The sequence below is a fragment of the Sphingomonas sp. GV3 genome, assembly GCF_031082075.1.
GTDB classification, from domain to species: domain Bacteria; phylum Pseudomonadota; class Alphaproteobacteria; order Sphingomonadales; family Sphingomonadaceae; genus Sphingomonas; species Sphingomonas beigongshangi.
The window spans coordinates 2,113,919-2,126,480 of sequence record NZ_JARWLE010000001.1 but is presented as its reverse complement, the minus strand read 5'-3'; the positions used below and the strand labels follow the sequence as shown (position 1 = coordinate 2,126,480).

8 protein-coding genes are annotated in these 12,562 nt (G+C 68.9%); 7 read left to right on the top strand and 1 reads right to left on the bottom strand.

Translation table 11 applies throughout. From position 1 onward, the window contains the following. Positions 1-2: 2 nt before the first annotated feature. Complete coding sequence (gene putA, locus RF701_RS10060) at positions 3-3,620, bottom strand: trifunctional transcriptional regulator/proline dehydrogenase/L-glutamate gamma-semialdehyde dehydrogenase (RefSeq protein WP_308814872.1); 3,618 nt, start codon at positions 3,618-3,620, stop codon at positions 3-5. A gap of 105 nt (positions 3,621-3,725) precedes the next feature. Here putA and RF701_RS10055 point away from each other — a divergent pair, with 105 nt between their 5' ends. The 7 genes from RF701_RS10055 (at position 3,726) to RF701_RS10025 (ending at position 12,561) form a co-directional block, all read left to right on the top strand. Next, positions 3,726-4,211: an Lrp/AsnC ligand binding domain-containing protein gene (locus RF701_RS10055; RefSeq protein ID WP_308814871.1), complete on the top strand. Its 486-nt coding sequence runs from the start codon at positions 3,726-3,728 to the stop codon at positions 4,209-4,211. 132 nt (positions 4,212-4,343) lie between these two features. Then, positions 4,344-5,192 carry a TorF family putative porin gene (locus tag RF701_RS10050; protein ID WP_210357696.1) on the top strand — a complete coding sequence of 283 codons (849 nt, stop codon included), beginning with the start codon at positions 4,344-4,346 and terminating at the stop codon, positions 5,190-5,192. Between the two features lie 112 nt (positions 5,193-5,304). Further along, positions 5,305-5,394, top strand: coding sequence for a K(+)-transporting ATPase subunit F (kdpF, locus tag RF701_RS10045; protein ID WP_203309311.1), 90 nt, complete (start codon positions 5,305-5,307; stop codon positions 5,392-5,394). Between the two features lie 13 nt (positions 5,395-5,407). After that, positions 5,408-7,111, top strand: coding sequence for a potassium-transporting ATPase subunit KdpA (gene kdpA, locus RF701_RS10040; protein WP_308814868.1), 1,704 nt, complete (start codon positions 5,408-5,410; stop codon positions 7,109-7,111). Between the two features lie 16 nt (positions 7,112-7,127). Next, positions 7,128-9,164, top strand: coding sequence for a potassium-transporting ATPase subunit KdpB (gene kdpB, locus RF701_RS10035; RefSeq protein ID WP_210357698.1), 2,037 nt, complete (start codon positions 7,128-7,130; stop codon positions 9,162-9,164). A gap of 126 nt (positions 9,165-9,290) precedes the next feature. Then, entirely contained in the window at positions 9,291-9,863 is a 573-nt protein-coding gene (gene kdpC, locus RF701_RS10030) for a potassium-transporting ATPase subunit KdpC (protein ID WP_210357699.1), read from the top strand. Positions 9,864-9,879: 16 nt separating this feature from the next. Then, positions 9,880-12,561, top strand: a complete 2,682-nt coding sequence (locus RF701_RS10025; protein ID WP_308814867.1) for a sensor histidine kinase KdpD — start codon at positions 9,880-9,882, stop codon at positions 12,559-12,561. Position 12,562 lies beyond the last annotated feature (1 nt).

The following is a 12,562-nucleotide window of genomic DNA, read 5'->3' as shown; positions in this document are numbered from 1 at the left end:
GATCAGCTGGTCGGCAGGACCATCAGGCTGGCGTTGCCGCCCGCCGCGGTGGTGTTGATCGACGTCGACACCTCCTCGACCAGCCAGTCGAGGCGATAGCCCGCCCCGGACGCCTGTGGCAGCACGATCGGCCCGGGAAGTTCCGCCAGTGCAGCCAGCGCCTCGGCGACGGTGGCGGGGTCGCCCTCGATCAGCGCGCCGGCATAGGCACTTTCGCGCCGCCAGTCGCGCGACCAACGCAGCCGGTGGGCCACGCTGTCGGGCAACGGCTGCAGCGCCGAGCGCAGGTCGTCGTCGGCGACGACCACCGGGTCGTTGCCGCCCGCCAGGGCCGCGCCGAGCTGCTCGACCAGACCCGCGCGGGTCTGGGGCATCAGCAGCACCCGGCCGCGCGGATGCAGCGCATAGACGTTGGTCTCGCCCACGGGTCCTTCCAACTCGGTCTCGGCCCCAAGCAGCGACGCAGCGATTGCGTCACGGACCTGCCGCGCGCCCGCTACATCGCCGCGCTCCTCCAGCCACACGGCGAAGTCGCGCGCGGCGGGATCGGCATGGTCGCTCGCGATGGGCGGCGGCAGCGGCGCTCCCGCGACCAGGCGGCCGAGGTAAAGTGGTCCACCCGCCTTCGGTCCCGTGCCGGACAATCCGCGTCCGCCGAACGGCTGTACGCCGACCACCGCGCCGATGACGTTGCGGTTGATGTAGAGATTGCCTGCCTTCACCCGGCTGGTGACGTGCGCGATCGTTTCGTCGAGGCGCGTGTGCAGGCCAAAGGTGAGGCCGTAGCCCGTCGCGTTGATCCGATCGATCAGCCGGTCGAGCTCGGCACGGCGAAAGCGAACAACGTGGAGCACCGGCCCGAAGACCTCGCGCTTCAATTCGCCGATGTCGCCAAGTTCTATGATCGTCGGCGCGACGAACGTGCCGTGCGCGGTGTCGCCGGCGAGCGCGAGCTGCTCGACGTGGTGGCCGGATGCGCGCATCGCCGCGATATGCGCCTCGATGTTCGTCCGCGCCTCGGCGGTAATGACGGGGCCGATGTCGGTCCTAAGCGCGTCGGTGCGGCCGATCGACAGCTCGTGCAGAGCGCCCTTGACCATGGCCAGCGTCCGGTCGGCGACTTCTTCCTGGAGGCACAGCACGCGCAACGCCGAGCAGCGCTGGCCGGCGCTGTCGAAGGCGGAAGCGATGACGTCCGCCACCACTTGTTCGGCAAGCGCGGAGGAATCGACGATCATCGCATTCTGGCCGCCGGTCTCCGCGATCAGCGGGATCGGCGTGCCGGCGGGCGACAGGCGTCTGGCAAGCTCCTTCTGGATCAGGCGCGCCACCTCGGTGGAGCCGGTGAACATCACCGCCATGGTCTCGGGCGCCGCGACCAGCGCCGCGCCGATCGAGCCATCGCCGGGCACGAACTGCAGTACGTCGATCGGCACCCCCGCCTGATGCAGCAGGTCGATGCCCTGCGCGGCGATCAGCGGCGTCTCCTCCGCCGGCTTGGCGAGCACGGCGTTGCCGGCGACCAGCGCCGCGGCGACCTGGCCGATGAAGATCGCGAGCGGGAAGTTCCACGGGCTGATGCAGGTGACTACACCGAGCGGCATGTGGCCCGCACCCAATGTGGTCCGCGCCTGTTCGGCATAATAGCGCAGGAAGTCGATCGCCTCGCGCACTTCCGCGATCGCGTTGGGCAGCGACTTGCCCGCCTCGCGCACGAGCAGCGCCAGCAGTTCGGGCATGCGCGCCTGCATCGCGTCTGCCGCGCGGTCGAGGATTGCGGCACGCGCCGTCGGTGTCGTCGCCGCCCAGCCCGGCGCGGCCGCTGCCGCGACGTGCGCGGCGGCGCGCGCCTGCTCGGGCGACAGTTCGCGGACCAGTCCGACGCGGTCGCGATGATCGGCGGGGTTGAGGACGTCGCGCGGTGCGCCGTCGACTCCCGCTTCCCAGGGGCCGGCGGCGGCCATCGTCTCCGCCAACATCGCCAGCGTGCGCTCGTCGCTGAGATCGAGCCCTGCGGAATTGACGCGTGTGCCGTAGAGATCGCGGGGCAGCGCGATATGCGGGTTCTTCTGGCCCGGCACCGCCATCGCGCGCACGCTTTCGACCGGATCGGCGACGAGGTCGGCGATCGGAACCTCGGGATCCGCGATGCGGTTGACGAACGAGGAATTGGCGCCGTTCTCGAGCAGGCGGCGGACGAGATAGGCGAGCAAGGTCTCGTGCGTGCCCACCGGCGCATAGATGCGGCACGGGCGGTTCAGCTTCTCCGCGCCGACCACCTCGTCATAGAGCGGTTCACCCATGCCGTGCAGGCACTGGAATTCGTAATCGCCGACGGTGAAGTCGTCACCCGCCAGGTGGTAGATGGTGGCCAGCGTCTGCGCATTGTGGGTCGCGAATTGCGGGAAGACCGCGTCCTTCGCCGCCAGCAACTTGCGAGCGCAGGCGACATAGGCGACATCGGTGTGGATCTTGCGGGTGTAGACCGGGAAGTCGGCAAGGCCGTCGACCTGCGCCCGCTTGATCTCCGCGTCCCAATAGGCGCCCTTGACCAGGCGGACCATGATGCGACGGCCGGAACGCCGCGCCAGGTCGACGATCCAGTCGATGACGAACGGACAACGCTTGCCATAGGCCTGGACCACGAAGCCGAGCCCGTGCCAGTCCGCCAGATCGGGATCGGTCGCGAGGCTCTCCAGCAGGTCGAGCGACAGTTCGAGCCGATCCGCTTCCTCCGCGTCGATGTTGAAGCCGATGTCGTAGCCCTTCGCCAGCACGGCCAGCGCCTTCACCCGCGGCAGCAGCTCGCCCATGACGCGATCCGCCTGCGCGCGGACGTAGCGCGGATGGAGAGCGGACAATTTGATCGAGATGCCCGGGCCGGCATAGATGCCCCGACCCGCCGCAGCCTCGCCGATCGCCCGCACCGCATTCTCGTAGTCGGCATAATAGCGCTTCGCGTCCGCCGCGGTGGTGGCCGCTTCGCCGAGCATGTCGTAGCTGTAGCGGAAACCCCGCGCCTCGAGCGGACGGGCCCGCTTCAGCGCCTCGGCGATCGTCTCGCCGGTGACGAACTGCTCGCCCATCATCCGCATCGCCATGTCGACGCCGCGGCGGATCACCGGCTCGCCGGCGCGGGCGATCAGGCGGGTCAGTGCCGCGCCAAGGCCGCTGTCGTTGACGCTGCCGGTCAGCTTGCCGGTGACGACCAGCCCCCAGGTCGCCGCATTGACGAACAGCGATCGACCGTCGCCGACATGGCTTCGCCAGTCGCCGCCCGCGATCTTGTCGCGGATCAGTGCGTCGCGCGTCGCGGTGTCCGGGATGCGCAGCAGGGCTTCGGCAAGGCACATCAGCGCCACGCCCTCCTGGCTGGACAGGGCATATTCCTGAACCAGTCCCTCGACGCCCGTGCCCTTGTGCTTGGCACGCAGCGCGGTGACGAGGCCGGTGGCGGTCGCCGTCGCGGCGTGCCGGATCGCGTCGGGCAGCGTCGCGGCGTCGAGCAGCGGCGCAAGGCATTCCGGTTCCGGCCGGCGATAGGCCGCGGTGATCGCGTCGCGCAGCGGCGTCGACGGACGGATGGCGGGCGCGAAAGCGGCGAAGGGCTGGGTCGTCATGGCGGGAATCGATCCTCTCAGATGATCCGCCCATAATCTCTTCCGCGGCGGCGATCAGACCGTTATCTGCACCATGACGATCCGGATGCAACGTTGTGAGGGGCCATGGCAGGCAAAAAGGAGTGGGAATCGGCCTCGGATGGTCCTTTGGACTCGTTCGATCGGCGTATCATCGATGTCTTGCGTGACGATGGCCGCATCTCCGTCACCGAACTCGCGCAGCGCGTCGGGCTGTCGAAGACGCCATGCCAGGTCAGGATGCGGCGGCTGATCGCCCGCGGCTATATCCTCGGCTTTCGCGCGGTGGTCGATCCGGCGCGGCTCGGCCTCGATCATATCGCCTTCACGGAGGTCAAGCTCTCCGACACGCGCGAGGCGGCACTCGGCGAGTTCCGACGCGCGGTGCTGCGCATTCCGGAGGTCGAGGAATGCCACATGATCGCGAGCAGCTTCGACTATCTGCTGAAGGTACGCACCGCAGACATCCGGCGATATCGCGAGGTGCTGGGCGAACGCATATCCGCGCTGCCGCATGTCGCGAACACGTCGACCTTCGTGGCGATGGAGACGATCCGCGACGCCGCGGTATAGCCGCATGCCGACTATATGCCGGCACTATGCGATACCGCGGTTTCGGCCTCGAATTGCTATGCGCTGCGTGCCTAATCGCCTGCCCTGAAAGGCGCCCCCGATGGTCGGCGTGCGCCGTCCCGTGGGGCAAGAATGAAAGCTATCCTATCCGTCGCCTGCATCCTCTCCGTCGCTGCGCCGGTCGCGGCACGGGCACAGACGGACACGCCGCCGCCGCCGCCGATTACCGTAAGCGGATCGGCGGCCATCGTCTCGGATTACCGGTTCCGCGGCGTGTCGCAATCGGACGACCATCCGGCGGTGCAAGCCGGCATCACCGTCGCGCACGAAAGCGGTCTCTATGTCGGAACCTGGGCGTCGAACCTCGCGGGCTGGGGCACGTTCGGCGGCGCCAACATGGAACTCGATCTGATCGGCGGCTTCAAGACCAAGGTCTCGCCGACGGGCACGCTCGACGTCGGCCTGACCTGGTACGTCTACCCCGGCGGCGCCAACAAGACCGATTATGCCGAGCCCTATGCCAAGCTGTCGGGCAGCGTCGGTCCGGCGACCCTGCTGGCCGGCGTCGCCTATGCGCCCAAGCAGCAGGCGATCGGCAAATGGTACGATAACGGCGCCAGCGCGGCGGCCGGCGTGTACGACCATCCCGGCGCGAAGGGTGACAATCTCTATCTGTGGGGCGACGGCGCCTATGCGATCCACGGCACGCCCTTCACCGCCAAGGCGCATGTCGGCCATAGCTGGGGGCAGAGCGGCCTGGGTCCGAACGCGACCGCCGTCACGCCGACCGGCAGCTATTGGGACTGGTCGCTGGGTGCGGACACGACCTACCGCAACCTGACGCTGGGCCTCGCGTGGGTCGACACCGACATTTCGCGCAATCGCAGCGCCTACCTCCAGCCGAGCTTCAGCAAGGGGCAGGACGGAACCGGCTCGATCGCCGGCAGCCGCCTGCTCGTGTCGCTGACCGCGGCCTTCTGACCGGAGCATCGCGACATGGACGATCTGATCTGGATTCTCGTCATGGTCGGGCTGGTGGCGGCGACGCTCGCCTACGCCCGGCTGTGCGATGCGGCCTGAGGAGGCGATAGCCATGACCATCGACCTGTGGCTGGCGGCGCTGACCGCACTCGGCCTCATCATCTATCTGGTGGCGGTGCTGATCCGCCCCGAACGTTTCTGACGGGGAGGGGAGAATGACCTTCCAGGGATGGGCCCTGATCCTGGGCTTCGTCGCGATCCTGATCGCGTTGACCAAGCCGGTCGGCGCGTGGCTATTCGCGCTTTACGAGGGGCGGCGCACCCCGCTCCATGTGATCCTGGGGCCGGTCGAGACCGGCTTCTACAAATTGGCCGGTATCGATCCGGACGAGCAGCAGGGCTGGCGCCGTTACGCGCTGCACATGCTCCTGTTCAACGCCATGCTGATGGCGCTGACCTATGCGGTGCTGCGGCTGCAGGGCGTGCTGCCCGGTAATCCGCAGGGGCTGGCGGGCCTGTCGCCGCACCTGGCGTTCAACACGGCGATCAGCTTCACCACCAACACCAACTGGCAGAGCTATGCCGGCGAATCGACCATGTCGAACCTCAGCCAGATGTTCGGCCTGACGATCCACAACTTCCTGTCGGCGGCGACGGGCATCGCGCTGGCCTTCGCCTTCTTCCGCGGCTTCGCACGGCGGGAAAGCAGGAGCCTGGGCAACTTCTGGGCGGATGTGACGCGGGTCACGCTCTACCTGCTGCTGCCGCTGTCGGTCGTCTATGCCGTGTTCCTGATCGCGAGCGGCGTGCCGCAGACGATGGGCGGCGTCGTCGACGTGCAGACGCTGGAAGGCGCCAAGCAGTCGCTGCTGCTCGGGCCCGTCGCCAGCCAGGAAGCGATCAAGATGCTCGGCACCAACGGTGGCGGCTTCTTCAACGCCAACAGTGCGCATCCGTTCGAGAATCCGACCGCGCTCGTCGATTTCGTCCAGATGCTGTCGATTTTCCTGATTGGCTTCGGCCTGACCTGGTGCTTCGGCAAGGCGGTCGGCAACACCCGCCAGGGCTGGGCGATCCTGGCCGCGATGGTGATCCTGTTCCTGATGGGCGCCAGCGTCGCCTATTGGGCGGAAGCGGCGGGCAACCCCGTGCTGCACCATCTGGGTGTGCCGGGCGCCAACATGGAGGGCAAGGAAGTGCGCTTCGGCGTCGCGGCCAGCGCGCTCTTCGCGGCGGTCACCACGGCGGCCTCGTGCGGCGCGGTCAATGCGATGCATGACAGCTTCACCGCGCTGGGTGGCCTGATCCCGCTGTTCAACATGCAGCTCGGCGAAGTCGTCATCGGCGGCGTCGGCGCAGGCATCTACGGCTTCCTGTTGTTCGCCATCCTCGCCGTGTTCGTCGCCGGCCTCATGGTCGGGCGCACGCCGGAATATGTCGGCAAGAAGATCGAGGCGCGCGAGGTCAAGCTCGCGGTGCTCGCCATCGCGGTGCTGCCGCTGTTCATCCTGGGAATGACGGCCCTGTCGGCGGTCACCGCGCAGGGGCTGGCGGGTCCGCTCAACAAGGGGCCGCACGGCTTCGGCGAGATCCTCTATGCGTTCACCAGCGCGGTAGCGAACAACGGCTCCGCCTTCGCCGGCCTTACCGCGAGCACCCCCTGGTACGACGGCCTGCTCGGCGTCGCGATGTGGGTCGGCCGGTTCTTCATCATCGTGCCGATGCTCGCGATCGCCGGCAGCCTCGCCGCCAAGAAGCACACGCCGGCCTCGGCGGGCTCGTTCCCGACCACCGGCGGCCTGTGGGTCGGCCTGCTCGTCGGCATCGTGCTGGTGCTGGGCGGGCTCACCTTCCTGCCGAGCCTCGCGCTCGGTCCCATCGCCGATCATCTCGCGATGATCCGCGGTCAACTCTTCTGATCGGGAGCGCCGATACGTGGCACAGTCCCAAGCAAAGAGCCTGTTCACCGCCGACCTGATGGTCCCGGCGATCAAGGCGAGTTTCCTGAAGCTCTCCCCCCGCGAACTGATCCGCAATCCGGTGATGTTCGTCACCGCTGCCGTCGCGACGCTGCTGACCGTATTGCTCGTCGTCGGGCACGACGGCCTGGGCATCGGGTTCAAGCTGCAACTGATCGTCTGGCTGTGGCTGACGGTGCTGTTCGGCACCTTCGCGGAGGCGCTCGCGGAAGGGCGCGGCAAGGCGCAGGCGGCGTCGCTGCGCGCGACCAAGGCGGAGCTGACCGCCAAGCGGCTCAAGGGCGACGGCCGCCAGCACGAGGACGTACCGGCGAGCGCGTTGAGGATCGGCGACGTCGTGCTCGTCGAGACCGGGGACCTGATCCCGTCCGACGGCGAGGTCGTGGCGGGCGTGGCCAGCGTCAACGAGGCGGCGATCACCGGCGAAAGCGCGCCGGTGATCCGCGAGGCGGGCGGCGACCGCTCGGCCGTGACCGCCGGTACGCGCGTCATCTCCGACGAGATCCGCGTGCGCGTCACGGTCAATCCCGGACAGGGCTTCCTCGACCGCATGATCGCGCTGGTCGAAGGTGCCGAGCGGCAGAAGACGCCCAACGAGATCGCGCTGACCATCCTGCTCGTCGGCCTGACGATCATCTTCCTGATCGCCGTCGGCACGATCCCCGCCTTCGCCAAATACGCCGGCGGCAGCATCCCGGTCGCGATCCTCGCGGCGCTGCTGATCACGCTGATCCCGACGACGATCGCGGCCCTGCTGTCGGCGATCGGCATCGCCGGCATGGATCGGCTGGTGCGGTTCAACGTGCTCGCCAAGTCGGGCCGCGCGGTGGAGGCGGCGGGCGACGTCGACGTGCTGCTGCTCGACAAGACGGGCACCATCACGATCGGCGACCGGCAGGCGAGCGAGTTCCGCTGCGTCGGCGGCACCGGCGAGGCCGAGCTGGCCGAGGCCGCGCTGCTCGCCAGCCTCGCCGATGAGACGCCGGAGGGACGCTCGATCGTATTGCTCGCCCGCGACAGGTTCCGGGTGACGACCGCGCAACTGCCGGCGGAGGCGGAGATCATTCCGTTCACGGCACAGACGCGCATTTCCGGCGTGCGCATCGGCGGTTCGCTGATCCAGAAGGGCGCGGTCGATTCGATCCTGCGCGCCAATGCCGGCCTCGGCGAGACGGCGGCGGCGACCGAGTTGCGGCGCATCACCGACGAGATCGCCCGCGCCGGCGGCACGCCGCTGGCGGTGGCGCAGGACGGACGGCTGCTCGGCGCGATCTTCCTCAAGGACGTCGTCAAAGCCGGCATCCGCGAGCGATTCGGTGAATTGCGTCGCATGGGCATCCGCACGGTGATGATCACCGGCGACAACCCGCTGACTGCCGCCGCGATCGCGGCAGAGGCGGGCGTCGACGACTTCCTCGCGCAGGCGACGCCGGAGGACAAGCTCGCACTGATCCGCGAGGAGCAGCAGGGCGGCAAGCTCGTCGCGATGTGCGGCGACGGTACCAACGACGCGCCCGCGCTGGCGCAGGCCGATGTCGGCGTGGCGATGAACACCGGCACGCAGGCGGCGCGCGAGGCGGGCAACATGGTCGATCTCGACAGCGATCCGACCAAGCTGATCGAGGTGGTCGGCTTGGGCAAGCAGTTGCTGATGACCCGAGGCGCGCTCACCACCTTCTCGGTCGCGAACGACGTGGCGAAATATTTCGCGATTATCCCGGCGATGTTCGTGGCGCTCTATCCGGGACTCGGCGTGCTCAACGTGATGGGACTGGCGACGCCGCAATCGGCGATCCTCAGCGCGATCATCTTCAACGCGCTGATCATTCCGCTGCTGGTGCCGCTGGCGCTGAAGGGGGTGGCGTACAAGCCGATGGGGGCGGGGCCGCTGCTCGCGCGCAATCTCGCGATTTATGGCCTGGGCGGTCTCGTCGCGCCGTTCGTCGGCATCAAGATCATCGACGTCGCCGTGACCGGACTGGGGCTAGCCTGACCGTCGGAAGCCCCTCCCCTCCAGGGAGGGGAATGGGGGTGGGGCGAGCGTCGCAACAACCGGCGACCTTGTCTCCCCACCCCAACCCCTCCCACCCGAAAGGGAGGGGCCTGAAGGAGAAGAATTATGAACCAAGACCTCGTTTCCGCCTTTCGGCCCGCGATCGCGATGACGATCCTGTTCGCGATCCTGCTCGGGCTGGTCTATCCGTTCGCCATGACCGGCATCGGCCAGACGATCTTTCCCGACCAGGCCAATGGCAGCCTCGTCCGCGATGCCGGAGGCCGGGTGATCGGCTCGACGGTCGCCGGGCAGGCGTTCGTCACCGACCGGTATTTCCAGACGCGCCCATCCGCTGCGGGCAAGGGATATGACGGGCTCGCCTCCTCGGGTTCCAACTACGGTCCGACGAGCCAGGCGCTCGCCGACCGCGTCAAGGCGGATGTCGCCAAGCGTCGTGGCGAGGGCGTGGTGGGCGCGATGCCGGCCGACCTCGTCACCGCGAGCGGCTCCGGACTGGATCCGGATCTCTCGCCTGCCGCCGCCGAGGCGCAGGTGCCGCGGATCGCGCGCGTGCGCGGGCTGCCGGTCGCGAAGGTCGCCGCCCTGATCGCGACGAACACGCGCGATTCGATCGTCGGCGACCCGCATGTCAACGTGCTCGCGCTCAACCGCGCGCTCGATCGGATGACGCAATGATGATGGCGGCGCGCTGATGGCGGGGGACGATCCGCGTCCCGATCCCGATGCCCTGCTGCGCGCGGCCGCGCAGGAAGGGCGCGGGCGCCTGAAGATATTTCTCGGCGCCGCGCCCGGCGTCGGCAAGACGTTCGAGATGCTGTCGGAAGGCGCCGCCCGTCGGCGCGACGGCGTCGACGTCGTCGTGGCGGTGGTCGAGACGCACGGCCGTGTCGAGACCGAGGCGCTGGTGCGCGGGCAGGAGGTCGTGCCGCGCCGCGCCGTCCCTTACGAGGGGCGCACGCTGTACGAGATGGATATTGATGCGGTTCTCGCGCGTGGACCGCGCCTCGCCCTGGTCGACGAACTCGCGCACACCAACGCGCCGGGCAGCCGGCATCCCAAGCGCTACCAGGATGTCGAGGAACTGCTCGCGGCGGGCATCGACGTCTACACGACCGTCAACATCCAGCACGTCGAAAGCCTCAACGACGTCGTCGCCAGCTTCACGCGGGTCCGCGTGCGCGAGACGGTCCCCGACCGCATTCTCGAAGCGGCGGAGATCGAGGTCGTCGACATCCCGCCCGACGAACTGATCGAGCGCCTGAAGGCGGGCAAGGTCTACCTGCCGCAGGAGGCGACCCGCGCGCTGGCGCATTTCTTCTCGAAATCCAATCTGTCCGCCCTCCGCGAACTCGCGCTGCGCCGTGCGGCGCAGGCGGTGGACGCGCAGATGCTCGATCATGTCCGCTCGCTCGGCGTGGGCGGCACCTGGGCGGGGGGCGAGCGGCTGGTCGTCGCGGTCAGCGAACTGCCGGGTGCCGACGAGCTGGTCCGCGCGGCCAAGCGCGCCGCCGACGCCCTGCACGCGCCATGGACCGCGCTGTTCATCGACACGCCGCGTACCGCGCAGTTCGGCGAGGCGCAGCATCGCCGTCTGGCGGCGACGATGACGCTGGCCACCCAGCTCGGCGCGGCGGTTGCGACGGTGCCGGCCCCGACCGTCGTGGAGGGGATCCGCGACTTCCTGGCGGACGCGCGCGCCACGCAGCTCGTCGTCGGCAAATCGAAGCGGTCGCGGTGGTTCGAACTGCGGCACGGGTCCGTCGTCGATCAGCTCGTGCGCGAGACGCCGGGCGTCACCGTCCACGTCCTGCCCGTCGAGGGAGAGCCGCCGCGGCGCGAACGGGCGGCGCGGACGGGCGGCGCATGGGGCTCGCCCGTCGGCTATGCGGTGACCTTGGGCGGCGTGGCGCTCGTGACGTTGCTGGCGAGCGCGCTGTTCCACGTGCTCAATCTCGGCAATGTCGCCTTGCTCTATCTTCTGCCGGTCATGGCGGCGGCGAGCCTTTACGGACTGCGCACCGGCCTGTTCGCCGGGCTCGCCTCCAGCCTCGCGTACAATTTCTTCTTCCTTCCCCCGGTCGGCACGCTCAGCGTCAGCAATCCCGAAAACGTCGTCTCGATCTTCGTGCTGCTCGGCGTGGCGATCGCCACCAGTCAGCTCACCTCGCGCGTCCGCGGGCAGGCCGACCTCGCCGCGGCGAGCGCGCGCGCCAATGCGACGCTCGCCGGATTCCTGCACCGCCTGGGCGGGATCAACGATCCGGCGGAAGCGGGACGCGTGATCTGTGACGACATCCGGCGGCTGTTCGACGTGCAGGTGGTCCTGCTGACTTCGGCGTCGGGCGGCGGTCTCGCCGTCGCGGCGGCAACCAATGCCGATTACAGCCTAGAGACGATGGACATGGCCGCAGCGAACTGGGCCTTCGACACCGGCGCTCCGGCGGGAAAGGGCTCCGCCACCCTTGCCGCATCCGAATGGCTGTTCCAGCCGCTCAAGGCGGGGGAACGGACTCTGGCGGTGATCGGCCTTGCGAGCGACAGCGGCGGCGAGCCGGTACGCGCGGACCGCCTGCCGCTGCTCACCGGTCTGATCGACCAGGCCGCGCTGGTGCTCGAGCGGCTGCGGCTGGAGGTGGAGATCCGCGACGTCGATGCGGTGCGCACGCGTGACCGTCTTCGGGCGGCGCTCCTGTCGTCGGTCAGCCACGACCTGCGCACGCCACTGACCGCGGTCATGGCCGCCGCAGCGCAGTTGCGCCAGGGCGTCGCGCGCGAAGAAAGCGCCGAACTCGTCGCGACGATCGAAGGCGAAGCGGCGCGGCTGAACCGCTTCGTCGCCAATCTGCTCGACATGGCCCGCGTCGAGGCGGGGGCCCTCAAGCTGCGTGTCGAGCCGGTCGACCTGGGGGATGCGGTGACGGGTGCCGCCCACGACGCGCGCCGTGCGCTGGAGGGGCACGAGGTGCGGCTCGACGTGCCGCCCGACCTGCCGCTGGTCCGTGCCGATCCGCAGCTGCTCCACCATTGCCTGCTCAACCTGCTCGACAATGCGGGCCGTTATGCCGACCCGGGGACGGCGATCGTCATCGAGGGGCGGCATCGTTATGGCGTGCTGCGCCTGGCGGTGCTCGACCACGGCCCGGGCCTGCCACCCGGACGCGAATCGGAGGTGTTCGAGACCTTCCGGCGGCTGGAAGGATCCGATCGCGCGGTTGGCGGTACCGGCCTCGGCCTCGCCATCGTCAAGGCCTTCGCGGAGGCGATGGGGATGGACGTCGAGGCGGGCAATCGCAATGACGGAACCGGAGCCGCATTCGCGCTGGTCTTCCCGCATCCGCTGATCGTCAGCGACGTGACCCCGGAGGGATTGTAGA

Bases quoted from the DNA above. Each gene is read 5' to 3' on its own strand.
- putA (WP_308814872.1), bottom strand. From the start codon at position 3,620: ATGACGACCCAGCCCTTCGCCGCTTTCGCGCCCGCCATCCGTCCGTCG.
- RF701_RS10055 (WP_308814871.1), top strand. From the start codon at position 3,726: ATGGCAGGCAAAAAGGAGTGGGAATCGGCCTCGGATGGTCCTTTGGAC.
- RF701_RS10050 (WP_210357696.1), top strand. From the start codon at position 4,344: ATGAAAGCTATCCTATCCGTCGCCTGCATCCTCTCCGTCGCTGCGCCG.
- kdpF (WP_203309311.1), top strand. From the start codon at position 5,305: ATGACCATCGACCTGTGGCTGGCGGCGCTGACCGCACTCGGCCTCATC.
- kdpA (WP_308814868.1), top strand. From the start codon at position 5,408: ATGACCTTCCAGGGATGGGCCCTGATCCTGGGCTTCGTCGCGATCCTG.
- kdpC (WP_210357699.1), top strand. From the start codon at position 9,291: ATGAACCAAGACCTCGTTTCCGCCTTTCGGCCCGCGATCGCGATGACG.
- RF701_RS10025 (WP_308814867.1), top strand. From the start codon at position 9,880: ATGGCGGGGGACGATCCGCGTCCCGATCCCGATGCCCTGCTGCGCGCG.